This is a genomic window from Sphingopyxis sp. DBS4 (genome assembly GCF_024628865.1).
Classification (GTDB): Bacteria; Pseudomonadota; Alphaproteobacteria; order Sphingomonadales; family Sphingomonadaceae; genus Sphingopyxis.
This window is the reverse complement of the sequence record NZ_CP102384.1, coordinates 2,132,370-2,156,665: the sequence shown is the minus strand read 5'-3', so window position 1 is coordinate 2,156,665 and position 24,296 is coordinate 2,132,370. Positions and strand designations below refer to the sequence as shown.

Sequence of the window (24,296 nt, the reverse complement as noted above, 5' to 3'; positions counted from 1 at the left end):
GCCATGATCGCGAAACTGATGGCGCTTTCCGTCCGCGCGCGCTGGGCGGTGCTTTTCCTCTTTCTCATCGTCGCCGGACTCGGCGTGTGGCAGCTCACCAGGCTGCCGATCGACGCGGTTCCCGACATCACCAACAACCAGGTCCAGATCAACACGGTCGACCCGCGTCTGTCGCCGGTCGAGATCGAGAAGCTCGTCACCTATCCGATCGAAATCTCGCTCGCCGGGATTCCGGGGCTGGAGACGACGCGCTCGATCTCGCGCAACGGGTTCAGCCAGGTCACCGCCATCTTTTCGGATTCGACCGATCTTTATTTCGCGCGACAACAGGTGGGCGAGCGGCTCCGCCAAGCCGCGGAAAATCTGCCCGACGGGACGCAGCCGCAAGTCGGGCCGGTCACGACGGGGCTCGGCGAAGTCGTCATGTATACCGTCGGTTATGCCAAACCCGACGGCAAGGGGGCGAAGACGGTCGCGGGCCAGCCCGGCTGGCAGCCTGACGGCGCCTATCTGACGCCCGAGGGCGAGAGGCTCACCGACGATGTCGCGAAGGCCGGCTATCTGCGCACGGTGCAGGACTGGATCGTCAGCCCGCAGCTCAAGGCGGTGCCGGGCGTCGCCGGGGTCGATTCGATCGGCGGCTATGCCAAGACTTTCGTCGTCGAACCCGATCCCACCAGACTCACCAGCTTCGGCATCTCCTACAGCGAACTCGGCGAAGCACTCGAACGCGCCAATCTCGCGGTCGGCGCCAATTACTACAACCGCGGCGGCGAAGCCTATCTGGTGCGCGTCGATGCCCGCGTGCGTTCGGTCGACGAGATACGGGGGACCGTCGTCGCGACGCGCGGCCGCGTGCCGGTCACCGTCGCCCAACTCGCCGAGGTGAAGATCGGCGGCGACCTGCGCACCGGCGCCGGCAGCATGAACGGCAAGGAGGCGGTGATCGGCACAGTGCTCATGCTGATCGGTGAAAACAGCCGTACCGTCGCCGAGGATGTGTCGGCGAAGATCGATCAGATCGCGAAGACATTGCCTCCCGGCATCGAGGTCAAGATCGTCCTCGACCGTGCCAGGTTGGTTAACGCCACCGTCGGAACGGTCGAGAAGAACCTGACCGAGGGCGCGCTGCTCGTCGCTGCCGCGCTCTTCCTGCTGCTCGGCAACGGGCGTGCGGCGATCATCGCGGTGCTCGTCATTCCCTTTTCCTTCCTGATGATGGCGATGGGAATGAACGCCTTTCGCGTGCCCGGCAATCTGATGAGCCTCGGCGCGCTCGATTTCGGCCTGATCGTCGACGGCGCCGTCATCATCATCGAGAATTGCCTTGCACGCCTGGCGCACCGGCAGGAGCATGAGGGCCGGTTGCTGTTGCTCCGCGAACGCCTCGAAGAAACGATGCGCGCGTCGCAGGAGATGATCAAACCGACCGTTTTCGGCCAGGCCATCATCCTGCTCGCCTTTGCGCCGTTGCTGATGTTCACCGGCGTCGAGGGCAAGACCTTCTCGCCGATGGCGATCACTATAATGCTGGCGCTGGTCGCGGCCTTCATTCTGGCGATCACTCTCGTCCCGGCGCTCGTCGCGCTGATGATCAGCGGCAAGGTCGCCGAGAAGGAAGTCTGGGTCATCCGCAAGACCAAGGAGCGCTACCTGCCCCTGCTCGACAAGGCGATCGCGAAACCCTGGGGCTTCATCGCGGGCGGCCTTGCCTTCTTCCTCCTCGCGATTCCCGTTTTCGGCCTGCTGGGATCGGAATTCATCCCCAAGCTCGACGAGAAGAATATGGCGCTTGCCTCGACGCGCGTTCCTTCGGTCAGTCTCGAGCAGTCGCTCGCGATGCAGCGCAAGGTTGAAGCCGCGATCACCAGCCTTCCCGAAGTCGAACTGATGTTCTCGAAGACCGGCACCGCCGAGGTGGCGACCGATCCGATGCCGCCCAACGTCTCCGACGGTTTCGTCATTCTGAAGCCCAAGGCGGAATGGCCCGCGGGCGTGACGGCAAAGGATCAGGTGATCGCGCGCGTCGAAAAGGCGGCGAGCGGCGTTCTCGGCCAACTCTATGAGGTGTCGCAGCCGATCGAATTGCGCTTCAACGAACTGATCGCGGGCGTCCGCGGCGATGTCGCCATCAAGCTCTATGGCGATGATCTCGACAAGATGTCGCTCGCCGCGAACGAGATGGTGCGCGTGCTGCAGGCGATCCCGGGCGCGGGCAGCGTCAAGGCCGATCAGGTCGGCGGTGCGCCGACCCTCGACGTCAGGCTCGATCGCAATGGCATAGCGCGATACGGCCTCACGGTGCAGGAGGTCGCCGACACCATCGCGGCGGCGCTCGGCGGGCGTGAATCGGGCCTCCTCTATGAAGGCGACCGGCGCTTCGATATCATGGTCCGCGTTCCCGACGCGACCCGCGTCAATCTCGATGACATCCGTGCGCTGCCGATCCTGCTTCCGCAGGCGGGCGCGGCGCGAGGGCAGATCCCGCTCTCGCAAGTCGCCCAGATCCGGCTCACCGAAGGGCTCAACCAGATCAGCCGCGAGAATGGCAAGCGGCGCGTCGTCGTCCAGGTGAACCTCGAAGGGCGCGACGCCGGCTCCTTCGTCGCCGAAGCGCAGGAAAAGATCGCAAAGGTGAAGTTGCCCGCGGGATATTATCTCGAATGGGGCGGCCAGTTCGAAAGCCTTCAGGCCGCGTCGGACCGCCTTTCGATCGTGGTCCCGCTCTGTTTCGCGGCGATCTTCGCGCTGCTCTATCTGGCGCTCGGCGGGTTCGGCCGGGCCGCGGCGGTGTTCCTTGCGGTGCCCTTGGGCCTCGCGGGCGGGGTGTTCACGCTGGCGCTGACCGGGATCAATTTCTCGGTGTCGGCGGCGGTGGGCTTCATCTGCCTGGCAGGGGTTGCGGTGCTCAACGGCCTCGTCGTCATGACCGCGATCCGCGACCGGCTCGAGAAGGGCATTGCGCTCGCGGACGCGATCCGCGACGGCATGAGCGAAAAGATGCGCGCGGTGATCATGACCGGTTTCGTGCCCGCAATCGGCTTTGTGCCGATGGCGATCGCAACCGGAACCGGCGCCGAGGTGCAGAAGCCGCTTGCGACGACGGTGATCGGCGGCCTGATCGCGGCAACGATCCTGACGCTGCTCGTGCTGCCCGCCATCGCAAAGGTCGTGCTCGGCTCCGAAGGACGTCCGCGCTTCGGCAGATGGCGCTGGGCTTCACCCGATCAGCCGGCCAGGGAATAAGGAGAGATTCGATGGGACATCAGCATGACCATGGCGAAGGTGGCGGGGGTCATGCGCACGACCATGCGGCCGGTGCGAACGCCCGCAGCCTTTCGATCGCGCTTGCCCTTACCGGCAGCTTCCTGATCGCCGAACTGGCGGGGGCGTGGCTGTTCAACAGCCTCGCTCTCCTGTCCGATGCGGCGCATATGTTCACTGATGCCGCGGCGCTGGCGATTGCGCTGGCGGCAATCCGGATCGGGCAGCGGCCGGCCGACAAGAAGCGCACCTATGGCTATCGACGGTTCGAGATTCTCGCCGCGTCGTTCAATGCGCTGCTACTCTTCGCCATCGCGGGCTATGTTCTCTATGAAGGCGTCCAGCGCTTCCTCGATCCGCAGCCGGTCGGCTCGGTCGGTATGCTGGTCGTCGCCTTCTTCGGGCTCGTGGTCAATCTGATCGCGATGCGCGTGCTCGCCGGCGGGCGCGACCGGAGCCTGAATGTGAAGGGCGCCTATCTGGAAGTCTGGGCGGACATGCTCGGTTCGGTCGGCGTTCTGCTGGCCGCGGCGCTCATCTGGCTGACCGGCTGGACCTGGGTCGATCCGGCCGTCGCCATCGCCATTGGCCTGTGGGTGCTGCCGCGCACCTGGATATTGCTGCGCGATACGACGAACATCCTGCTTCAGGGTGTTCCGCGCGGCATCGATCTCGACGCGGTGCGCGCGGCCATCGCCGATGTCGCGGGCGTCGCGAGCGTCCACGACCTGCACCTCTGGTCGGTCGCCGGCGACGACCGGAGCTTGACCGCCCATGTGGTCGTCGACGCGTCGGAAGACGAGCAGCAGGTTCGGCGGCGCGTGGCCGACCAATTGCACGACCGGTTCGAGATCGAACATGCGACGCTTCAGATCGAACGCGGCGATGCCGCGTGCGAGAAGGGCGATCATGCGTAGGCGGATATGGGGGAATGGAGGGTAGCGGGAGCCACACCATCCACCTAATGGCATGTTAATATTGAATATTCTCTCCGATCGGACAGGACATACCCTCACTCATACCCTCACGCGACCACAAAGAAAAAATGGGAATCGAAAAGAGGGATGAAACGCGAAAAAAGGGAATCGAACACGCCGGTGGTGGGGCTTACTTGTCCTTCATCCTGCATTTGGCGAAAACGCGAAATTGCAGGATAAATTGCCTATGGACAGGCGCGAGCGATCTTGCCTGTCGTTCCTGCGGCTCGCTCATGGCACCTAACTTTTCTCGAACAGGCGCTTGAGACTGGCGTATCGGACGAAGGTTGATCGACCGACCTTTACCGTTTCAAGCTCGCCGGCCTTGATGAGTTCGTAGAGCGTCGATCGACCTATGCCGGTGAGTTTCACCGCGGCGGCTATGCGGACGCATACCCGAGCGCGTCGGGGCGAAGGCCATGACATGCTCCGGCCCGTCGTGGCGAAGATAGCGCCACCGCTTGCGGCCGAGAAAGACGCTGCTGTCGCTGAGCAGGCCGGCGCGGTCGATCTCGCCGTTTGTAGCCCAGCGCGCGGAGCCGTATGTGGTGACATGCCGCGACTGGCGCGCGCGCCATAGCGACCCGGCGATGGCGGACGCGCAGCCGAGAAAGCCGCTCGCTCCGGCGATCATCCCGGCCTTGTCGAAAACCTCGGGCGCGTAGGCTTCGTAGTGATACCACCACGGAAATATCGCCCACGGCCGATAGACCGGCGTGTCGAACAGGACAAACCATGCCGGTCCAAGCTGCGGCTGATAACCTAGCTGTGCCGCACACCATTGCGTGGCGATCCAGACGCCTGCGATTACCATCGCGAAAACGACGAAAATCTGTCCGACAAGGAGTTTGGTAGGCGTTAAGACATTTTCCCGGCGACGCAGGGATCGCGTCGGCGTCCCAAAAATCAGCCGGGTCGGTGAAATCTCATATGACGGTTATGGCGCGTGATGACGCGCCGCGACGCAGTGCGAAGGGCTATCAGATTTCGCTATAGGTATCGGCGTGACTGCATCGCGCCTGATGTCGGCCGTTCCACCTCTGATGAGCCCGAGCCGAAATGCGGGCACCGCCGTCCTTTTCGCTCTCCGCCAGCGGCCGGTCGAGCACGATGCCGCACGCCGTACGGTATTACTCGACATGCTTGGGCATTTGGCCGAGCACAGTTAGTGCTAGGAGACCGCGCCGCGGAGCGCGGAATAGGAAATTGATCGACGAGGCCGCGACTTTCGAAGGTTCCTCAACACTTTCAGCGTTTTGGGCGAATAGCGTTCCGACAGAGCGGCTGGCCGCCGGAGCATCCTACCTTTTGCGGATACCGTGATCGACCGAAGGGCGCTTATAGCCATCCCGTATCCGGTATTTGAAAGCCGATAGATTCGGGTTAGGTTTCGTGGACAAAGCTTGACTGGGTGGCTCGGGATTGATTCAAGGCTGCTTTTTGGGAGGCAGACTTGGGCGAGCGGATCGGTGTTTCGGATGAGGAATGGGCACTGATCGGACCGCTTTTGCCATCAGAGCGAGGACGCGGCTGCCGACCTGCGGGCGATAATCGACCCTATTTTGAAGGGATGATGTGGATCGCGCGGACCGGATCGCAATGGCGTCACCTGCCCGATGAATATGGGAAGTGGAACAGCGTCTTCCGGCGCTACCGGCGCTGGGTGGAGACCGGGGTGTTCGACGCGATGCTGGAGACCTTGGCCGAGATGGCCGGTCGGGATCGCACCGCCGACATGATCGACAGCACAGTCGTCCGGGCGCACCATTGTGCGGTCGGCATAAAAAGGGGACTCAGCAAACCGAGGCGCTTGGCCGATCGCGCGGCGGCTTCACCACCAAGCTCCATGCCCGATGCGATGCGAAAGGCCGTCCGCTCGGCTTCGTTCTGACACCGGGGCAGGCGCATGATGTGCAGGGCTTCGGCCCGCTGTTCCGCATGATCGCTGACCGGGTCCATGCCCTGCTCGCTGATCGCGGTTACGACGCCGACGCCATCCGCGCCGAGATCGCCATCGCGGGCACTCAGGCCGTGATCCCGGCGAAGAAGGGCGGGCGCGCACCAGCCCTCCATGATCGCCGGAAATATCGCCTGCGCAATCAGATCGAGCGTCTGTTCAACAAGCTCAAGAACTGGCGCCGCGTCGCTACCCGGTACGACAAGAGCAAAAGCTCCTACCTCGGCTTCGTCAGCCTCGCCTCAGCATTGCTGTGGCTCCCCTTTGTCCACGAAACCTAGTCCCTCCCAGCTACAAGTAGCTCCCTCTGACCTTCATTTACGCTACCGACATAATTCAGGATTCCGGCGACTTGTTCGTCCGAACCGCCTTGAATATTTTCGAGAAATTCGACCATCCGATCAGCAGCAATTTCCATACGCCTGCTACCGATATGGATGTTGAAAGCGGTGATCTCTGCTGCGGGCCCATCGGACTTGGCATCATTTATAACGAAGCCGGATGCATCGGCGGCAGCGCGTATTTCGCTCAAAGCATGATCAACCGTCGCAACATCGTGCGAGGACACGATGATGTCGTCTACATATATCGACACTGGCCAGACTGCGTTGTTGACGCAAGCGATCGCCGCGCCGAGAGCCGAATGGTCAAGCACGACAGACGCTAACAATGGCGATTGAATTAAACCGAACCGCAGGCTGAAGTTCCGTTGCCCCCTTAACCGTCGCTATTATCGCAGATGGCCGCCGTGGTTTCGCAAGCCTCTTGGAACGGCGCTTATTGCAGAAGACATAGGAAGCTATGCATTGTGCGGCTCTGGAAGGTGGTTATTCCGCCCGGCACGGACATAGATACATCCAGCCAATCCCGCCGCGTTGGCGACGTCCCAATCAATAGCTCATGCAGAGCACACGACGCTTATATCGGCACCAGAGCTGACATCGACGCGCATCGCGCAGATCCGCCAGCAGGTCGAGAAGGCGACGAGAGGCCGCGACCGTAAGAAGCTGCGATTGAATAATTCCAGTCCTCAAAGAGAAAAACAGGAAACACCGCCCTCGCCATTTAATGAAAATCCAGGCAGAAACTTGACTTTTCGAAAAGGATGGCCCATATCACAGTTGCTAACGTCGCCTGCGACGGAATTTTGATACCCCGCTCCGGGGCGATTCTTCCCTTCTCACGCTTCCAGCTCTGTCGGTGCTTTTGCCGGCGGATATCCTGTTTTCGTGAAAGGAAACACTCATGCCGATCGGCAAAGTCAAATTCTTCAACAGCGACAAGGGCTATGGCTTCATCTCGAATGAAGACGGCTCGGGCGACAGCTTCGTCCATGTGACTGCCGTCGAGCGCGCCGGAATGGCGTCGCTGGGCAAGGACCAGCGCGTCTCGTACGAACTGGAAACCGGCCGCGACGGCAAGATCTCCGCGGTCAATCTCGAAGCGGCCTGACCCGGCCCTTCGGCAATGGCCAAGGAAGATGTCCTCAGCTTCGAGGGCTCGATCGAGGAAATCCTGCCCGACGGGCGGTTCCGCGTCATCCTTGAAAATGGCCATCGGCTGATCGCCTATACCGCCGGACGGATGCGACGCTTTCGTATCCGTTCGGTGGTCGGCGACGCCGTCCGCGTCGAAATGACGCCCTATGACCTGACCAAGGGCCGCATCGTCTACCGCGATCGCGGCCCCGGCGGTCCAGCCGGCGGCGCGCGCAAGCGCCGCTGACACCTGAGAATCAAGAAGACCAATATGTTTCAGACCAACACCATTCTACCCGCGCTCGCCGGCCTCCCGCTGGCAGGCAATCCGATCGTGATAGGCCGCACGCCGCGCCGTTCGCCAACGCTCTCGCGCCGCGAACTGAAGCGGCTGATCGCCGACATGATCGATTGAACGAAAGGAAAGCGCCGTGGCAGCAACCAGCGACAATTATCGCGAACAGGCCGAGCGATGCGAGGCCGCCGCCGCCGCGGCGGACCTGACACTGGTTCGCGAGCGCAATCTCCGTTCGGCCGCCGCGTGGCACGCGCTGGCCAACCGCCAGTTCAAATCCGAACAGGCCCGCGCTGACAGGGATCGGCTCGCCGAAGCGGTCCGTGCCCAATGTCTCGCCTGAATCCGCGAGCGCGAACCTGAATCACCGGCACGGCGGCCGTCAGCATGACGAAAGGCCCCACCAGGACACCATCATGGATATGAACCAGCTCTTCTATCATCATCAAATGGCCGTGATCGCTGCCGACCGGGCACACCGCGCCGGCGAAGCACCCGCCGGTTTCGATCTCCCGAACCATTATGCCCGGCGGATCAACCGGTTTCGCGAAAAACGCGGTCTCGAACCTGATTTTGTCGGATATAGCAGCGCGCATGCGCGGCGGCCCGTCGCGGTGATAAAGACCGGCTCGGGCGCGATCGCGCTCGACATCGCCTAGCATCGGCCTATTGTCGTATGACAAAGGCTTTCCTCGCGACCCGGGAAGGCCAATGGGGCTTCCTTTGGTCACGAGCGCAGAGGATGAAAGGGCTTCGCATGCAGATGCGAGGCCCTTTTGCGATGGAGATTTGCCCGATCGTCCGAAGTCTCTTCGCGATGGCCCGCACGATTTCCGGTGCAGCAGAAAGTCCAAATCCCGCGCGCTATCAAACGCGCGGGAGCGACAGCAAAGCAGCCGGCGGGAAACCGCCACCGTCGACGGTGAGATAAAAACGCCGCGACGAGCCGTGCTGTAGCGCCACGATATCGATCCTCTCTTCCTGGAACCATATCCAGAAGCGATGAACCTCGTCCTTCGTCCAGTCGATGATCTGATCGACGAGGAACAGGCTTTCGCCGACTTTTACCGCCTCGATATGATGCGTCCGTCCGTCCATCCCGCCTTGCCGGATGCCGGTGATTTCATAATCGGCCATGCCGGATGCTCCATCCCTGTGTCATGGCCACTAGTAGCGAACGGGCACGATGCGAATGCGATCGATCGCGCCGGGCGACGCCCGCGACCGGGCGATCGCTTCCGTACGCAGCATGTCGAGAGTAAGCGCGTCATAGTCCTGCTCGTCGGGCTGCATGGCCAGATCGGTTTCGACGACAAGAATGACTTTGCGTGCCAGCCCGTCGATTTCCCACTCGAACCATGTGCGCGTGATATGCCGCGCGGCTTCCCGATCACCTGACATGGCGCTCACCGGTCTCGGCCGCGCGCGAGCGGATTTCCCGCTCGACGAGAGCGTAGCCCGTATCGCTCAGGGTGGCGATTGCGATCGGGCGGCCGCGCAATTCGGCGCTTTCGCCATTCAGGAAGGTCAGCGCGGGATCGCGCCCGCCGAGCAACTGGAAAGCGAGCGCGCTGATCGCGCCCTGACGCTTCGCTTCTTGCGGCGGAAGCGGTGCGAAGGGCCGGCGCCGCCTGAACGGATTGGTCCGCGCGCGCGCCGCCGGCATCTCCTTGCGGTCAGGCATCATTGGCTTGCCTCCCGGAATTCGCAGCGCTCTCGCGCTGACGACGCAGCGCGGCGCGGGCATCCTCGATATTGGTATAGCGAAAGCTTCCCACGCTGAACTGGTCAACATAGCTATGGACGATGCCCTCGTCCGACTGCGGGCGGAAAGGCCGCAGATGCACGGCCTGCCGTTCGTGGGGGGGGGCGGAGGCAGGTCGGCAGCCAGCTTCGCGAGTTTTTCCTCGTCGAGATCGAGGGCCTGGTAGATATCGTGTCCGATGACCCACAGCTCTTCGTGGAGATCGGTCAAGCGCTCGGCTATGCCGCCCAGCGCGCATGCCGCGCGCTCGGCCTCGGTCATGGCCAGCGCCTTGTTGACGAGAAGTTCGGCAACCAGCGTGTCGCCAAGAAAAACCGGATAGTCGTCGCCCTGTGCCGAGGTCGGAGGATCCGCGCGCGGGCCGCCGTCTCGATCGGCCATGAGGGCCGGACCGACGCCGAGGCCGCGCCGCGCGCGATACTCGCCGATCCGCTTCGCATAATAGCGCGGAAGATCGAAATTGGCGTGGGGCCGCCCATCGCGGTGGGCGCGGTTCGCTGCGATCAGCGCCATCTGGTGATGATAAAGGAGTTGATTGAGATCCACGTCCACCTCCCGTTCAGCGGGAGCGCGATGGTCTCTCAGTCCCCGGCAAGCGAAAGGACGCCGACGATCTCATGGAGATGGGGTAGCGGCTTCTCATTTACAAGAGAGGGGGTTCGGCCCCGTGCTTGCCGGCTCGCAATGCTGCGGATCGACAGCGGCTTGCAGCCGACAACCGAGCGGCGCCGAAATTCAGCCTGGGTGCTTTGATAGCCGATATTGAACCCGTCGAAGAGAAAGGGTCGAGCTAATCACTCTGAAACTGATCGACTGAGTTCAATTGCACGCGTTCCGCGGGTGTATCCGGCGAGGCCGAATTGCATGGCGTGTGTGCACTTTGGCGCTGGCCGCGCGGCCCGTCCATATTGACGGCGCAAGCGCCCGGCAGGCGGATCGCATGCAGATCGGTCAGGCATCCGGCGACCTGCGACCAGAATTCCGCGTCCTCGATTTCACCAGCATCGCGCAGCCGGTCGATACGCCGTGCGAGAACCTCGGGCCCACGATCGCCAAACTGATTTTCGATGGCGAGGGCTTGGCCCCACAGGTCGCGAGTGGCCTTCGTTCCCATAGGTGCGACTCCAATTATCTCCCGAATATATCGCCGGCCTTGCGGGAATCCAAAATCCGGCGCGCTTCGAACGGCTGACCAAATGTTTGGCCGGTGGCACCCCGTCGCTTCACAGCCAAGACCACAGCCGACGAGCCAGACGATTTTCGGCGATTTTCCGGGAGAGGGTCCTATGATTCAGATCTTGGGGGGCTTGGGTGGAACCGATTCATCCGGTACCGCTCCGGGCTGCGCTGATCCTGATTCCGTTCCACACGACCGAGTCGCGGATCGCACGCAGTGACATCTGGAATGCCGTCGCGCCGCGGTTGTTCGGCTTTGGCTAAGCTCGGCCGTCTCGGCAGGCATAAGTTGAACCGCCGTCGCGGCAGCCTTCTCGATCATGTGCGGCATTTGCGTCGCGCCGGGACGGCGCGAAGCCTTTCATCGACCTAAAGCTTGCGGGTACCGAGCCACCTCACCTTCGCCGGGTCGCGGTGATCGAAGAAGCTGCTGGCCTTCCGATCGAGGGTCGCGATCCTGGCGAGATCCTCGTCGTCGAGCTGGAAGTCGAGGATCGCGAAATTCTCGACCATGCGTTCCTGGCGCACAGACTTGGGGATCGCAACGATACCGCGGTGGTTCGCTGCGAAACGGGTCAGCGCGACCATCTGGCCTTGTAAAGAGCGGTTGTTCGCACCACCTACGGGGGTATCGTCAGCCTCATTTTTGCATGTTGGCGACCGAGAGACTTTCGCGCTCCCGCACGCGGGAGACGGAATATGGATTTCGATCAACTTCTCTATCATCATCAGATGGCCTTGATTGCCGTAAGCCGGGCGCGGCGCGACGGACATCCTCCGTCCAGCTTCGATCTGTCCGACTCTTATGCCAGGCGGATCGCCGAATATCGCGACCGGCGCGGTCTCGACGACGGGCCTGCCGACAAAAGGCGGCCCGGTTCCGCCCGCCTCAAAGCCGACCCGACAACCTCGGAGCAGGCTGCCGGATATGCGGATTTCCTCGGCGACACATTCATTGCCGAGCTTCTCATTCATAAGGCGCTCAGCATGACGCCCCAAGAACGCAGCGCCTCCGCACTCGAAGATATAGTCGATCGACTGGCCGAGATAGAAGAAGCGCGCTGGGTCATCGGCCGCGATATCTATCGGTCGCTCGGATACGATGAAATGGCGCTCGCAGCGCTTGCCGACAATATATCGATGGACGACGGTGGGAGCAGCAGCGCCGTCAATCCCGGCTCTGCATGGCCATCGACGGACAAGGACATCGCGCGCGGCCATACCGGGCAATTGCCCTTGGAGACTTGGCGAAACGTCAACATCCATGATGAACGCGCCGAACTCCTCCGCCAGCGGATTCGGGAGCGCAGCTTGAGCGAACAAGCCGATGCGCCTGATCGCGAACAGGTCATTTCAAGGGCGATGCTCGACGCGGAATATCGCTACGGCAATGCTTCGGAACAATTTGCCGTCGACGAGGAAGCCGGGGCGGTTCGCCTTGGCGATCGCGGGGCCGCCCATATCTGGCAAATCGTCGGCGAGCGCCTTCATACGCTCCATGACATAGGCAGGCCGCCCAGGCAGGACTAATGAATTGATCGCGCGCGGCGCAACGCTGCGGAAACGACAAGCCAATAGCGAACGGGCTCGATACGAATGCGGTCGATTGCCCCCGGCGAGGCGTGCGGCCGTCTGCGTTCGCAACCCCGCGCAAATCCTCCAAAATCAACAGATCATAGCCATTGCCGTCAGGTTGGTGTCGCTCTGCCCGGGAAGTGTTGGCCGCAATGATAAACATATAGGCATTCGAATTGCCCCGAATTCGTGGGGTGGTTTGCGCGATCCGTGGTATAAGGCCCTCATCACCTGAATTTTGAACAAGCTCCATGTGACAGAGGGACAAAAATTGTGCTCTCGCTTGATGCAGGAGCACGCACCATGTGCCTCAATCAGCTACTCGAAGACGAACAGATCGCGCTGATGCGCTATTCCGCCGCGACCAAACCCTCGGAGGTCATGCGATATCGGCGCAAGATCGAAAGCCTCGGTCAGTGCTTCAAATCCTTCCCCTACCGTCACCGTCCCTATCTTTCTCCGAATGTCCGGAGCGGAGCGATCGCTTCGGCCCGCCCGCGGCGTTCGGACGAATTCTCGTATCGGATGATCGAACGGAAGGACGTCTGACATGGCAAAATCGCAAAAGCGCAGCAATCGCGAGATCCGCAAGCCCAAGGCAGCAAAACCCAAAGCACTCACTGCCCTTGCCGCCCAAGAGGCGTCTGCGGTGAAAATGACCGCCAAACCGAAAGGCAAGCACTGAGATGGCCTGCACACGCCGGCGCTGCGGATCGCGTTCGTCGGCAATGCCCTCCCGCGCCGCTGCGGCATAGCCACCTTCACGACCGACCTCGAACTCGCGGTCGGCGCGCTCGGCGAGGTTGCGGATACGGCCATTGTCGCGATGATCGAGCCGGGCGGCGACCACGAATTTCCGCCAGCCGTCCGCAAGACAATCCGGCAGGGCCAGGTGGCCGACTATCGCGCCGCCGCCGATTTCATCAATCGCGAGGCGTTCGATCTCGTCTGCCTCCAGCATGAGTTCGGCATCTTCGGCGGCGAGGCAGGCGCGCTGATTCTCGGCCTCGTAGCGAGGCTCGATGCGCCGCTCGTCACCACCTTGCACACGGTTCTCGATCGGCCGACCACGGCGCAGCGCCGCGTCATGAAGGATATCGTTACCGCATCGGCGCGGGTGGTCGTCATGGCCGACAAGGCCCGCGACATGCTGATCAATGTCTATGGCGCCGATCCGGGGAAGATTGACGTTATCGCCCACGGCATTCCCGATGTTCCGCTCGCCTCGACGCGCGCGGCCAAGGAGCGGCTGGGGTTTACCGACCGCAAGATCATCCTGACGTTCGGGCTGATGAGCCCGAACAAGGGCATCGAGACGATGATAGAGGCCATGCCCGAAATCGTCCGGCGCACCCCCGACGTCCTCTATATCGTGATGGGCGCCACCCACCCCGCCTTGCAGGCCCGTGAGGGCGAGCGTTATCGCGACACGCTGACGGCGCGGGTACGCGAGCTTGGCCTCGATGACCATGTCGCGTTCATCAACCGTTTCGTCGACCGCCCCGAACTGCTCGACCATATCGCGATGTGCGATGTCTATGCGACGCCCTATCTGGCGGCGGCGCAAATGACGTCGGGAACGCTCGCCTATTCGCATGGTCTGGGGCGTCCGGTCGTTTCCACGCCCTATTGGCACGCCGCCGAGTTGCTCGCCGACGGGTCGGGCGTCCTGATCCCGTTCGACAATCCGGCAGGCTTCGGCCCGGCGATTTCCGATCTGCTGGGCAACGACACCGAACGTCTGGCGATGGGGCGCAAGGCCTATGCGGCGAGCCGCCCCATGATCTGGGCCAATTCGGCGCGGCGCTATGCCGCGAGCTTTCGCAAGGCTTGCCGTGAGCGCAGGCTCGCGTCCGGCCGCCAGGCGGGGATGCCCGAACCCGGGCCAGTCCGCCTGCGGACGAACGTCCAACCCGACCTCCCACCGATCTCGCTCGACCATCTCGCCGCGATGTCCGACGACACGGGGATATTCCAGCATGCCGTTCACGCAATCGCCGACCGCAGTCATGGATATTGCATCGACGACAATGCACGGGCGCTGCTCCTGTGCTGCGGTCTCGCCGGCGGCCCCGATGCGCCGCTGGCGCGCCGGCTGTCATCCACATTCGCGGCCTTCATCCAGCACGGCTGGAATCCGGGCAATCGGCGTTTTCGCAATTTCATGGGCTTCGACCGGCGATGGCTGGAAGATGCGGGCTCGGAGGACAGTCACGGGCGGACGCTCTGGGCGCTGGGCGCCTATAGTGCGCGTGCCTGCTCCCTTGGCCATGCGCGCTGGGCAAAAGAGCTGTTCAGCGAGGCGCTGGCCGACGTCGAGGCCTTCACCTCGCCGCGGTCCTGGGCGTTCACCTTGCTCGGCCTCGCATCCTATTGCGCGGTTTATGCCGAAGATCATGCCGCCGCGCGCCTGCGTGCCGAACTCGCCGGCCGCCTCGAAAGGTTGCTGGGCGAACAGGAAGGTCCCGAATGGACATGGTTCGAAAATGGCCTCAGCTATGACAACGCCCGGCTGCCGCAAGCGCTGATCGTCACGGGCGCCGCAGCGCTCTCGGCGACCATGGTCGAAGCGGGATTGCGAAGTCTGCGCTGGTTGGTGGCGATGCAGACGGCGCCCGAAGGTCATTTCCGGCCCGTCGGCTCGCATGGCTTCCTGATGACCTCGCGCAATAGTCCCGAACCGTTCGATCAACAGCCGCTGGAGGCTTGCGCGACGATCGCGGCCTGTATCGCGGCGAAAGGCGTCGATCCAGACTCTTCGTGGCGTGCGGAAGCCGAGCGCGCCTTCGCATGGTTTCTTGGCGCGAACGATCTCGGCATCAAGCTGGCTGACCTCGCGACGGGCAGTTGCCGCGACGGCCTCCACCCGGACCGCGCGAACGAGAACCGGGGGGCGGAATCGGTGCTATCCTTCCTGCTCGCGCTGGCCGATATGCAGCGCCTGAGAGCGGCGGACCGGCGGGCGCCGTCACAGCCGAGCCCATCCACACACGAAGCCATCAATGCCTGACGGGGCTCCGCCATCCGCGCCCTTCTTCAACCGGCAGGCGCTTCACTTGCGGCCCGACCCGTCGCGCGTCGTCGTCCGGCCGTTCCGGCCGGCGGTCGAACCCCGAGACCTGCATCCCGTCGACAAGACCCGCGCCAATCACATCGTCGACCGCGTCCTCGCAATGACCGCGGACGAGACCGACGCGCTGCTTGCCGAAACGCTGCGAAACTTCGACGACCGGCACCGCAACCTCCCCGCAATATTCGAACGGCGCGCCGCGGAAATGGAGGATGCCTTCACAGCTCACAAGAGCTTCTCGCAGGCGCAGCGTCAGCTCGTCGGCGCCTACTTTCTTCATGAGTACAGCTTCGAAGCAGCCGCGCTGTTCAATCCCAGCATCGTGCCGCACCCCGACCAGTCGGGAGTCGCCGCAGGATGCCGCCGCTTCATCCTTAGCCTGCGCGCGGTCGGCGAAGGCCACATCTCTTCCCTGACGTTCCGGTCGGGAATATTGGCCGCCGACGGAACCGTTACCATCGACCCGCCCGCGCGGCTCGCCGCGACGCCCGTCGTGACCGCCCGTGTCGGCGATCGTCTGGAACTCGGCTTCGATCCCGCCAGCGACATCGCGGAGCGGGTGATCTTCCCCGTCACCGAGAGGCAGGCGAACGGGATCGAGGATGCCCGCTTCGTCGCCTTCCACGACGAAGGCCAGACCATCTATTATGCGACCTTCACCGCCTACAGCGGAAGCGGCATAAGGTCGGAGCTGATCGAAACCCGGGACTTCGTGACATTCCATCTGGCACCGCTCAAGGGCGCTGCGGCGCACAACAAGGGGATGGCGCTTTTTCCGCGAAAGATCGGCGGGCGCTATGCGATGATCGCGCGCCACGACAATGAGAGCCTGCACCTCATCCTGTCGGACGACCTCCACGAATGGAGCCTCGGCGAGGTGATCGTGAAGCCCAAATATCCTTGGGAGTTCGTCCAAATCGGCAATTGCGGCTCGCCCATCGAACTCGACGAAGGCTGGCTGCTCTTCACCCATGGCGTCGGCCCCGTACGCCATTATTCGATCGGCGCGGTTCTGCTCGATAAGGACGATCCCTCGCGCGTGCTCGGGCGCTCGCGCGTACCGCTCGTCCAGCCCGCGACCGCGGAGCGCCATGGCTATGTCCCGAACGTCGTCTATTCGTGCGGCGCCATCAAGGTCGGAGAGCGCATCCTGCTTCCCTATGCCATATCGGACGCCTTTTCGACCGTCGCCACGATCAGGATCACGACACTTCTCGACCAGCTCAAGGATTGAAAGGCTTCGACATGGACAAGACCCCGTCCGGCAACGACCGGTCATGCAAATGCGGCGGTATCGACGCCGCCGAGCGTGAAACACTCGATCGATACGGCATTACCCGCGTGCCCGCCGCGACCTATCTCCTAGACGGCTATCGCTATGCCAGCCTTGCCGACGCGGTTGCACAGGCATGCCGTTCCCGCATGTGAAGGGAAATCGGATACTGTCGGCGAGCGGGAATGACTTGAAGCGCGGCAGGACACTTCCAAAACGAAACCGGGCCACGTATCGACACGCAGCCCGGCCTGGGGACGATCGGTTAGCTCGGACTAGCTGCTCTGCTTGCCCGGCTTTTCCGCTTCTCCACCCTGCTGAGGCCGCTTGTCGCGGTCCGGCTGGCCGGGCTGACGGCGGCCGCCGTCCTCCTGCTGGGGCTGGCGCTCGCCTTCCGACTTGCGGCCCGGCTGGCTGCCGGTCTGGTTCTGGTCGGGGTTGACCATGACCATTCTCCTCTCTTCAATTGCCCGGTAGTGGGCATGGAGAAGACGCGCGGGATAGGGCATTGTTCCTGTTTATCATGCCGGGTCGCTAATAGAGCGATTCCGTCCGGTCGAGCGGCAGAGCCGATCGTCTCAGCCCCGCCGTCCGCTCGCCTGCCATACCAAGCCGGGTAGTTTGACCATCTCGCAACCGCAAACGGTGCAATGGCTGACGAAGCGCCCCCGATCCCAGTGGCTCGCCTTGAAATCGACGAGGTGACGGCCGAAGAGATTGTGCAGTATCATGATCGCGTTCCTTTCGCTGGTTGTGCTCCGCCCTCATTGTCCCATTGCTCAAGGGCATGCTGGACAGAAGACGACGACACGACTTGAGGATGGGCTGTTTGCGGCACCCCCGAGCAGGCGTCGTTTTCGCGCTCCCAGCTTTCGATTGCGCGCTCGAGGTCGTGTCGCCGGCGCCGCGACTGGTGAAACGCGTTTCCCATCGTTTGCGGAACATGTTCCAGCCCGTGATGGAGAAGCCGGTTCCACAACCGAATGATCCGGCCGAAAGATCGCGAGGGTTCGTGGATGGAAATCATCGAATTGACTCCCGCTGGGCAAGCGGGAGCTCGAGGTCTCTCAGTCACGGGAAGCTTGCGATCGAAATCGGGTGATGACACATCCTATCACAGACGGACATGATGCGGGCATCAATTCGCCACGCAGAATGGGCCTGCGCACCGGATCAGCCTGCATCCTCGTCATCCCCCCGGCGCTGGCGCAGTTCTGGCGCTTCGCGAGGCGGTATGTCGGGCCGGCGCTCGAACGCGCCGCCTTCCCCGGATATGCGCTCCTTCTGAACGATGGCCGCTACGCGCTTCTTCGAAATGCCGAGGCTGCGCAGCGCATAGCCGGCGAGGCCGAACGACAGCTCGCGCGCGCCCATGATCGCGAGGCCGACGCCCTGACCTTCGAGATGGGCGACCTCGGCTTCGCTGTGGGTCCGGATCGCGGTGTCGATTTCGGGATTGAGCTCGCGCGCGATCTCGATGATGCGCCGTGTCTGAAAGCCATCCGGCGTCGCGATCACGAGCAGCCGCGCCTGGGCGATATCCGCCGCCTCGAGAATACCCGGGGTCGATGCTTCGCCATAGATGGCCGTAATGCCGCGCTCGCGCAGCGCCTCGACGCGGCGTCGATCCTTGTCGACGAGGATAACGGGAAGACCTTCGCTCTTGAGCATCCTACCGACCACGCGCCCGACCCGGCCGTAGCCGACAACGACCGCGTGATGGCGAAAGCTGCTGTGCTTCGCGTCGGGCAGACGGGAAAGGCTCTCATCGCTTCCCCGCTCCAGCAATGCCAACAGCCGCGGTCGTCGTCGCAGCCATCTCTCGAAGCCGTCGAAAGCGATGAAGACGAGCGGATTGAGCGTAATCGACAGCAGCGCGCCGGCGAGGACCAAGTCCCTCGCTTCCGCCTCGACCAGCCCCAAGGTGACGCCCAGGCCGATCAGGATGAACGAGAACTCGCCGATCTGCGCCAGGCTCGCCGAGACGGTCAGCGCCGTCCGCGCCGGATAGCCGAAGGCCAGCACGATCCCAAACGCCGCAACCGACTTGCCGGCCAGAATGATCGCCAGCACTGCCAGAACGGCGGACGGTTCACGGACCAGGATGCCCGGATCGAACAGCATCCCGACCGAGACGAAGAACAGGACGGCAAAAGCATCCTGCAACGGCAGCGAGTCCGCGGCCGCCCGATGACTGAAATCGCTTTCGCTGAGGATCACGCCAGCAAAGAAGGCGCCGAGTGCGAAGGACACGCCGAACAGGGCGGCCGAGCCGAAAGCGATACCGAGCGCGGTCGCGAGAACCGACAGAGTGAACAATTCGCGCGAGCCCGTTCGGGCGACACGTTCCAATATCCAGGGCGCGGCGCGCGTTCCGACGATCAGGACAAGCGCAAGGAACAGCGCAACCTTTCCGAGCGTGACAAGCAAGACGAGCGCGATATCGCCCGCGCCGCCCGAAGCTCCTTCCTCTCCCAGCGCGCGCCCTAACGCCGGCAGCAACACAAGGGCCAGCACCATGACGAGATCCTCGACGATCAGCCAACCCACGGCGATCCGGCCGTTGATCGAATCGAGCGTATTGCGCTGCTCGAGCGCGCGCAGCAGCACGACGGTCGACGCGACCGACAGGGCAAGACCGAAAACCAGGCCCGCCCCGGTGGTCCAGCCCCAGAGATGCGCCAGGCCCGCCCCGAGCAGGGCCGCAACCACGATCTGGACGAGCGCGCCGGGGATGGCGATCCTGCGGACAGCGACCAAATCCTTGATCGAGAAATGCAGCCCGACACCGAACATCAGCAGGATCACGCCGATCTCCGCGAGCTGGTTCGCCAGCGCAGCATCGCCGACGAAGCCGGGAGTGAAGGGGCCGACCGCCACGCCTGCGAGCAGATAGCCGACGAGCGGCGGCAGCTTCAGCCTGCTGGCAATGAATCCGCCGATGAAAGCGAGGACCAGTCCCATAACGAGCATGGCGAGAAGGCTGGTGTCATGGGGCAATAGCGATCCTTTCGGAAAGAGCCGCCATGCCGGCGGCACTCGGTATGATGGAGCGCCGATGGGTAAAGCGGCCGCGCTATCGGTGGCGGTGAAGGATCGACCCTACACCAGCGACGGCGCCAAGACCATGCTGCTCATCGGAAGCAGGAAAAGACACTGACAGGTGCGATGGCGCGACTGCGTTGCGCGGACCCGCCTAGAATTTTCGATGGAAGCTGACGAGGTCCGCGTCGGGATCGCCATAGCCGCAGATCAGCCCGCGCAGCATCTGCGCAGCCATCATCGAGAAGGTGATGCCATTCCCGCCATAACCCATGGCTGCATAGCAGTTGGGCATGCGCGGGATGCGGCCGATCGTCGGGGTGCCGACAGGGCTGTCGCCGAAGCTGCCGGCCCAGCCATGGACCGGAGTCGCGTCGATTCCCGGCAGCAGGGCAGCGAGCTTGCGCGACAGGGTTCTGATCTTGCCGGGAAGCTTCGCGTCGCGTTCGCCCGCGTCCGCGATTTCCTCATCCTCGCCGCCGCATATGACCTCGCCGCGCGGGGTGGTGCGGATGTAGAGATAGGGGTCGGCGGCTTCCCAGATCATCGCGGCCGTCGGCCAGATGGCGCGGGGCTGAGGGCGGGTCGCGATCGACCAGCTCGATATGATCCTGTTTCCCTTGCGCGGGATGCCCTTCATCATCTCGTAGCCCGTCGCCATGACCACATGGCGCGCACGGATCTCGGGACCGCGCGCGCTGTGAAGCGTCACGCCGTCTTCGCGCGCGTCGATGTCGCAGATATCGACCGGCGAATAGAGCCGGGCGCCGCGCGCGATGGCGGCGTTCAGATAGCCAAGGGTCATCCGGCGCGGGTCGGCGGAATAATTGCCGAAACCGATCAGCGCATGGCGTCCCTTGATCCCGTAGCGCTCCAACACCGCGGCGGGTTTGAGAAGCTCGACCTCGAAACCCGCGCGCCGGCGGGCGTCGGCTTCGCGCGCCAGGCCGTCGGCGTCGAGGACATTGCCGTCGAGATAGATGGAACCGCGCGTCGCGCCGACGACGGCGAGGCCCAGTCGCTCGGTTCGCTCGCGCAGCACATCGACCGCCTGGCGCGAGCGGCGCCAGATGCGCTCGGCCTTCTCGCGCCCGATCCGCTCCGCCATCAGCGAGAGCGGCGTGTCGAGTTCATATTGCAGCATCGCCGTCGATGCCGCAGTCGACCCTTCGGCGGGGCCGCGACGATCGACGATGACGGTCGTGAGCCCTGCTTCTGACAGCGCCTCCGCGATCAACGCGCCCGATACGCCGGCACCGACGACGATTGCATCGCACGCGATATCGCGCGTCAAAGGCCTTGACGAGATCGCCGGACGACGCCGCGCCGACCAGATCGACCGGCCGGTGCGGAGATCGCGGTGATGGGTCGCGGACGCGGCCGCCATCAACGTAGGCGATCAGGCAAGATCGCGCACCTTGGCTTCACGCGCCCAATGACGCCGCGTGCCGACATCGGCGAAGGCGTCGATCGCAACGACGCCGCCGTCCTTTTCGACGCCCGCCTTGTCGAGCAATATCTGGGTCGCGTCGTCATGCGCGATGGTCTTGCAATGGCCATAGGCGTCCATGAACCACTGCACCGCCGCACCCTGCACCGAAAGCGCCTTGGCCTGTTCTTCTGTCAGGATCGAGGCGACCGCGTCGAACAGCACCGAAGGCGATCCGGCGAGTTGGCCATCGGCCTTGAGCGTGCCGCCCTTGACCTTGATCCCGCCGACCTTGGGCGCGACCAAGAACGGGGTACCGCCGGTGCCTTCGATATCGGCTTTCAGCTTGTCAATCGCCATCTTGTCCGACCCTTCGGCAAAGAGGATCGCGACCTTGCGGCCCTCCATTGTGTCATCGGCATTCTTCTGAATCGACAGCGCATCGGAGGTTTTGAGATCGACCGGCGCTCGCGCAGCCCTTTCCTTGGGCGGCAGGTCGATCGCGAGGCCCGCGGCAACGCGCTTCGCCAGATCCTCGTCGATGTTGCGAAGCTGGCCGACGACACGCGCGCGGACGTGATCGAGCGTGACCTTTGACAGTTCGAAGACCAGCGCCGAGGCGATATGCGCCTGCTCATTCGCGGTCTGCGACAGGTAGAAGAGCCGCGCCTGGCTGAAATGATCCGCGAATAGCTCGGCACGGATACGGAGCTTTTGCGCGGGATCGTTGCGCTCGTCGTTGGCGCTGAAGGTCGTGAAGCCCGCCTCCGCACTCTCCCGCGGACCGCCATTCTCACCCGCTTCGGCGAGGCTGTTGGGTTCGTAATTGGCGCGCCCGGTCGGCACGAGCGTCTGCATCATCCCGTCGCGCTGGAAATTGTGGAAGGGGCATTTGGGCGCATTGATAGGAATCTGGTGGAAATTGGTCGTTCCTAGCCGCGACTTCTGCGTGTCGAGATAGGAGAAGAGCCGGCCCTGCAGCAGCGGGTCGTTGCTGAAATCGATGCCGGGGATGATGTTCGACGGCAGGAAGGCGGCTTGCTCGGTTTCGGCGAAGAAATTGTCGACGTTGCGGTTGAGCGTCATGCGGCCGACGATCTCGACGGGGATATCCTCCTCGGGGATCAGCTTGGTGGCGTCGAGCACGTCATAGGGCTGCTTTGCCGCGAACGCCTCGTCGAAGACCTGCACGCCGAGATTCCACGCCGGGAAGTCGCCGGCATCGATCGCCTCGAACAGGTCGCGGCGCAGGAAATCGGGATCGGCACCGGCGATCTTGACCGCCTCGTCCCATGTCGTCGACTGGATGCCGAGCACGGGCTTCCAGTGGAATTTGACGAATTTGCCCGCACCCTCATCGTTGACGAAGCGGAAGGTATGAACGCCGAAGCCTTCGATCATGCGGAAGCTGCGGGGGATCGCGCGGTCGGACATCGCCCACATGATCATATGCATCGATTCGGGTATCAGGCCGATGAAGTCCCAGAAGGTGTCGTGTGCGCTCGCCGCCTGCGGATAACCGCGGTCGGCCTCCATCTTCACGCTGTGGACGAGATCTGGGAACTTCATCGCGTCCTGGATGAAGAAGACCGGGATATTGTTGCCGACCAGATCCCAATTACCGGTTTCGGTGTAGAGCTTGACCGCAAAGCCGCGCACGTCACGCGGCGTGTCGACCGATCCGGCGCCGCCGGCGACGGTCGAGAAGCGAACGAAGACCGGACAACTCGCCCCTTCCTTCTGGAAGATCGACGCCTTGGTCAGTTCGGGAATCGCCCTGGTGCATTCGAACACGCCGTGCGCGCCCGACCCGCGCGCATGGACGATGCGTTCGGGAATGCGCTCATGGTCGAAATGGAAGATTTTCTCGCGGAGGGCGAAATCCTCGAGCAAGGTCGGCCCGCGTGCGCCGGCGCGAAGCGAATTCTGATTGTCGGAGATACGGTGACCGAAATTATCGGTGAGATAAGCCGCCGCATCGGCGACTCCATCTCCGACTTGCTGATGCAGTTCATCGCCATCGCCTCTGCTGTCAATCGGCGCCGGCTGGCCCTCTCCCGGTTGGTGGTCACGAAGTGCATGGTCTGCGGCGGGTGACGGCACGGGCTTCTTCGCCATGATCGGATCCTTCGGTCAGCGGGGATAAGGTCTCAACCCGCGGCTTCCCCCTAAGTTTCGTCGCGCCCGCTTTCTTCTGATCGAGCTAGGCCGCCTCCGGCGCCATTGCATGCCATCAACCGGTCGGGGATGGCCTATAGAAGCGGAATCGATCGACCGCGCCTTCGATCAGGTGGCCAGCGAGTCTGAGGCGGATTTCGTCGGCGCCGCTACTGGTCGTGCAGACCAAGCGCGTGCCGCCTGACGGCAACCGCTCGATCGCACTGATAGCCACTCCCGACGCACGGCAGATTTCCCTGACATCGGCCTCAGGCAACGCGAGGTTGATCGCGCGGCTCACGTCGATTCCGGCACGGAAGCACCAGAGCGGATGATCTCCGCGACCTGCACATAGCCCTCCGGGCTGGCGGTTGCGATGGCGAGCGGCCTTCCGCCAAGCACGACATTTTCTCCATTGAGAAAGGCGATGGCAGGGTCGCGTCCGCCCATCACCAGATAGGCAAGCTGGCTGATGTCACCCTGACGCCGGGCATGATCGAGGGAGAGCGGGCTTCGATATTTGTGGAAATGGCGCACGGGGCGAGACGATGCGACGGTTCTTTCGGCGGTGTCGGGGCGATTCATGGCGTGGCTCCTCTGCGTAAGCGGGAGCACAGGCTCTCAGCCGCGGCGGCTTACAAAAAGGAGGGCCGCGATAGATGCTATATGGGTTTGTACACACGGATTGTAAGGACGAAAATCCAAGGGCCGCGGTCCGCGACATTTCGCCCCTAGCCGTGCCTGTCCTTCGTCGAAGCAGGGAGCCGCATCACCTTCCTAAGATGATGTTTATAATGAATATTATTTCCAATCGGCCGAGACATACCCTCGCTGACAC

Annotated in this window: 27 protein-coding genes and 2 pseudogenes; 13 read left to right on the top strand and 16 right to left on the bottom strand. The window is 63.2% G+C overall.

Annotated features, from left to right (window positions below):
* Window positions 1-3 precede the first annotated feature (3 nt).
* Both NP825_RS10285 and NP825_RS10280 read left to right on the top strand, forming a co-directional pair.
* Entirely contained in the window at window positions 4-3,246 is a 3,243-nt protein-coding gene (locus NP825_RS10285; RefSeq protein WP_257551163.1) for an efflux RND transporter permease subunit, read from the top strand.
* Between the two features lie 11 nt (window positions 3,247-3,257).
* Window positions 3,258-4,181 carry a cation diffusion facilitator family transporter gene (locus NP825_RS10280; protein WP_257551160.1) on the top strand — a complete coding sequence of 308 codons (924 nt, stop codon included), beginning with the start codon at window positions 3,258-3,260 and terminating at the stop codon, window positions 4,179-4,181.
* Window positions 4,182-4,481: 300 nt separating this feature from the next.
* Here the strand turns inward: NP825_RS10280 and NP825_RS10275 are convergent, their stop codons facing one another.
* Together NP825_RS10275 and NP825_RS10270 are read right to left on the bottom strand one after the other, a co-directional pair.
* Window positions 4,482-4,667 (bottom strand): helix-turn-helix domain-containing protein, encoded by a 186-nt coding sequence (locus NP825_RS10275; protein WP_082737236.1) that lies wholly within the window; start codon window positions 4,665-4,667, stop codon window positions 4,482-4,484.
* Window positions 4,636-5,055 (bottom strand): annotated as a pseudogene (locus NP825_RS10270) (conjugal transfer protein TraG); the annotation flags it as partial. The pseudogene NP825_RS10270 and the gene NP825_RS10275, both read right to left, overlap by 32 nt.
* Before the next feature lie 639 nt (window positions 5,056-5,694).
* Here NP825_RS10270 and NP825_RS23645 point away from each other — a divergent pair.
* Window positions 5,695-6,479, top strand: a pseudogene (locus tag NP825_RS23645) (IS5 family transposase).
* Here NP825_RS23645 and NP825_RS10255 read toward each other — a convergent pair.
* A complete protein-coding gene (locus NP825_RS10255; protein WP_169799620.1) occupies window positions 6,476-6,853 on the bottom strand; it encodes a hypothetical protein in 378 nt (125 codons plus the stop codon). The pseudogene NP825_RS23645 and the gene NP825_RS10255 sit on opposite strands and share 4 nt — an antisense overlap.
* Before the next feature lie 590 nt (window positions 6,854-7,443).
* Between NP825_RS10255 and NP825_RS10250 the strand changes: the two genes are divergently transcribed.
* The 5 genes from NP825_RS10250 to NP825_RS10230 all read left to right on the top strand — a co-directional run bounded on the left by NP825_RS10250 (window position 7,444) and on the right by NP825_RS10230 (window position 8,630).
* The gene (locus tag NP825_RS10250; protein ID WP_067105477.1) at window positions 7,444-7,650 is read left to right on the top strand and encodes a cold-shock protein; all 207 of its coding nucleotides are present in this window, start codon (window positions 7,444-7,446) and stop codon (window positions 7,648-7,650) included.
* A 15-nt stretch (window positions 7,651-7,665) separates the two neighbouring features.
* Window positions 7,666-7,923, top strand: coding sequence for a translation initiation factor IF-1 (gene infA, locus NP825_RS10245; RefSeq protein ID WP_067105478.1), 258 nt, complete (start codon window positions 7,666-7,668; stop codon window positions 7,921-7,923).
* Window positions 7,924-7,947: 24 nt separating this feature from the next.
* Window positions 7,948-8,091 carry a hypothetical protein gene (locus NP825_RS10240; protein ID WP_212597296.1) on the top strand — a complete coding sequence of 48 codons (144 nt, stop codon included), beginning with the start codon at window positions 7,948-7,950 and terminating at the stop codon, window positions 8,089-8,091.
* Window positions 8,092-8,107: 16 nt separating this feature from the next.
* On the top strand, window positions 8,108-8,314 hold the full coding sequence (locus tag NP825_RS10235; RefSeq protein WP_212597297.1) for a hypothetical protein: 207 nt from the start codon (window positions 8,108-8,110) through the stop codon (window positions 8,312-8,314).
* Window positions 8,315-8,393: 79 nt separating this feature from the next.
* Window positions 8,394-8,630: a hypothetical protein gene (locus NP825_RS10230; protein ID WP_257551146.1), complete on the top strand. Its 237-nt coding sequence runs from the start codon at window positions 8,394-8,396 to the stop codon at window positions 8,628-8,630.
* Window positions 8,631-8,838: 208 nt separating this feature from the next.
* Here NP825_RS10230 and NP825_RS10225 read toward each other — a convergent pair whose 3' ends face one another.
* The 6 genes from NP825_RS10225 to NP825_RS10200 all read right to left on the bottom strand — a co-directional run bounded on the left by NP825_RS10225 (window position 8,839) and on the right by NP825_RS10200 (window position 12,412).
* Window positions 8,839-9,108: a hypothetical protein gene (locus NP825_RS10225; RefSeq protein ID WP_067105481.1), complete on the bottom strand. Its 270-nt coding sequence runs from the start codon at window positions 9,106-9,108 to the stop codon at window positions 8,839-8,841.
* Window positions 9,109-9,138: 30 nt separating this feature from the next.
* Window positions 9,139-9,372 (bottom strand): hypothetical protein, encoded by a 234-nt coding sequence (locus tag NP825_RS10220; protein WP_067105482.1) that lies wholly within the window; start codon window positions 9,370-9,372, stop codon window positions 9,139-9,141.
* Window positions 9,362-10,117 carry a hypothetical protein gene (locus NP825_RS10215; RefSeq protein WP_257551143.1) on the bottom strand — a complete coding sequence of 252 codons (756 nt, stop codon included), beginning with the start codon at window positions 10,115-10,117 and terminating at the stop codon, window positions 9,362-9,364. Before NP825_RS10215 ends, NP825_RS10220 begins: the two co-directional genes overlap by 11 nt.
* Before the next feature lie 409 nt (window positions 10,118-10,526).
* The gene (locus NP825_RS10210; RefSeq protein ID WP_067105485.1) at window positions 10,527-10,850 is read right to left on the bottom strand and encodes a hypothetical protein; all 324 of its coding nucleotides are present in this window, start codon (window positions 10,848-10,850) and stop codon (window positions 10,527-10,529) included.
* Between the two features lie 431 nt (window positions 10,851-11,281).
* Entirely contained in the window at window positions 11,282-12,235 is a 954-nt protein-coding gene (locus NP825_RS10205; protein WP_257551138.1) for a hypothetical protein, read from the bottom strand.
* Between the two features lie 30 nt (window positions 12,236-12,265).
* Window positions 12,266-12,412: a hypothetical protein gene (locus tag NP825_RS10200; protein WP_257551136.1), complete on the bottom strand. Its 147-nt coding sequence runs from the start codon at window positions 12,410-12,412 to the stop codon at window positions 12,266-12,268.
* A gap of 378 nt (window positions 12,413-12,790) precedes the next feature.
* Between NP825_RS10200 and NP825_RS10195 the strand changes: the two genes are divergently transcribed.
* The 5 genes from NP825_RS10195 to NP825_RS10175 all read left to right on the top strand — a co-directional run bounded on the left by NP825_RS10195 (window position 12,791) and on the right by NP825_RS10175 (window position 16,985).
* Window positions 12,791-13,036, top strand: coding sequence for a hypothetical protein (locus NP825_RS10195; protein ID WP_067105488.1), 246 nt, complete (start codon window positions 12,791-12,793; stop codon window positions 13,034-13,036).
* A gap of 1 nt (window position 13,037) precedes the next feature.
* Entirely contained in the window at window positions 13,038-13,172 is a 135-nt protein-coding gene (locus NP825_RS10190) for a hypothetical protein (protein ID WP_255211373.1), read from the top strand.
* Window positions 13,173-13,313: 141 nt separating this feature from the next.
* Window positions 13,314-15,497 (top strand): glycosyltransferase family 4 protein, encoded by a 2,184-nt coding sequence (locus NP825_RS10185; RefSeq protein WP_257551128.1) that lies wholly within the window; start codon window positions 13,314-13,316, stop codon window positions 15,495-15,497.
* A complete protein-coding gene (locus tag NP825_RS10180; protein ID WP_067184126.1) occupies window positions 15,490-16,791 on the top strand; it encodes a glycoside hydrolase family 130 protein in 1,302 nt (433 codons plus the stop codon). Before NP825_RS10185 ends, NP825_RS10180 begins: the two co-directional genes overlap by 8 nt.
* Before the next feature lie 11 nt (window positions 16,792-16,802).
* The gene (locus tag NP825_RS10175; RefSeq protein WP_067184129.1) at window positions 16,803-16,985 is read left to right on the top strand and encodes a hypothetical protein; all 183 of its coding nucleotides are present in this window, start codon (window positions 16,803-16,805) and stop codon (window positions 16,983-16,985) included.
* Window positions 16,986-17,105: 120 nt separating this feature from the next.
* Here the strand turns inward: NP825_RS10175 and NP825_RS10170 are convergent, their stop codons facing one another.
* From NP825_RS10170 to NP825_RS10140, 7 genes are all read right to left on the bottom strand, one after another.
* Complete coding sequence (locus NP825_RS10170) at window positions 17,106-17,276, bottom strand: hypothetical protein (RefSeq protein WP_184097106.1); 171 nt, start codon at window positions 17,274-17,276, stop codon at window positions 17,106-17,108.
* Between the two features lie 132 nt (window positions 17,277-17,408).
* Window positions 17,409-17,561 carry a hypothetical protein gene (locus NP825_RS10165; protein WP_156482940.1) on the bottom strand — a complete coding sequence of 51 codons (153 nt, stop codon included), beginning with the start codon at window positions 17,559-17,561 and terminating at the stop codon, window positions 17,409-17,411.
* A 442-nt stretch (window positions 17,562-18,003) separates the two neighbouring features.
* Window positions 18,004-19,869 carry a YbaL family putative K(+) efflux transporter gene (gene ybaL / locus NP825_RS10160; RefSeq protein WP_374046556.1) on the bottom strand — a complete coding sequence of 622 codons (1,866 nt, stop codon included), beginning with the start codon at window positions 19,867-19,869 and terminating at the stop codon, window positions 18,004-18,006.
* Window positions 19,870-20,026: 157 nt separating this feature from the next.
* Complete coding sequence (locus NP825_RS10155) at window positions 20,027-21,259, bottom strand: FAD-binding oxidoreductase (RefSeq protein WP_257551117.1); 1,233 nt, start codon at window positions 21,257-21,259, stop codon at window positions 20,027-20,029.
* A gap of 12 nt (window positions 21,260-21,271) precedes the next feature.
* On the bottom strand, window positions 21,272-23,419 hold the full coding sequence (locus tag NP825_RS10150; protein WP_257551115.1) for a catalase: 2,148 nt from the start codon (window positions 23,417-23,419) through the stop codon (window positions 21,272-21,274).
* Window positions 23,420-23,534: 115 nt separating this feature from the next.
* Entirely contained in the window at window positions 23,535-23,759 is a 225-nt protein-coding gene (locus NP825_RS10145; protein ID WP_067105493.1) for a hypothetical protein, read from the bottom strand.
* Window positions 23,756-24,043, bottom strand: a complete 288-nt coding sequence (locus NP825_RS10140) for a hypothetical protein (RefSeq protein WP_067184137.1) — start codon at window positions 24,041-24,043, stop codon at window positions 23,756-23,758. Before NP825_RS10140 ends, NP825_RS10145 begins: the two co-directional genes overlap by 4 nt.
* Window positions 24,044-24,296: the final 253 nt, after the last annotated feature.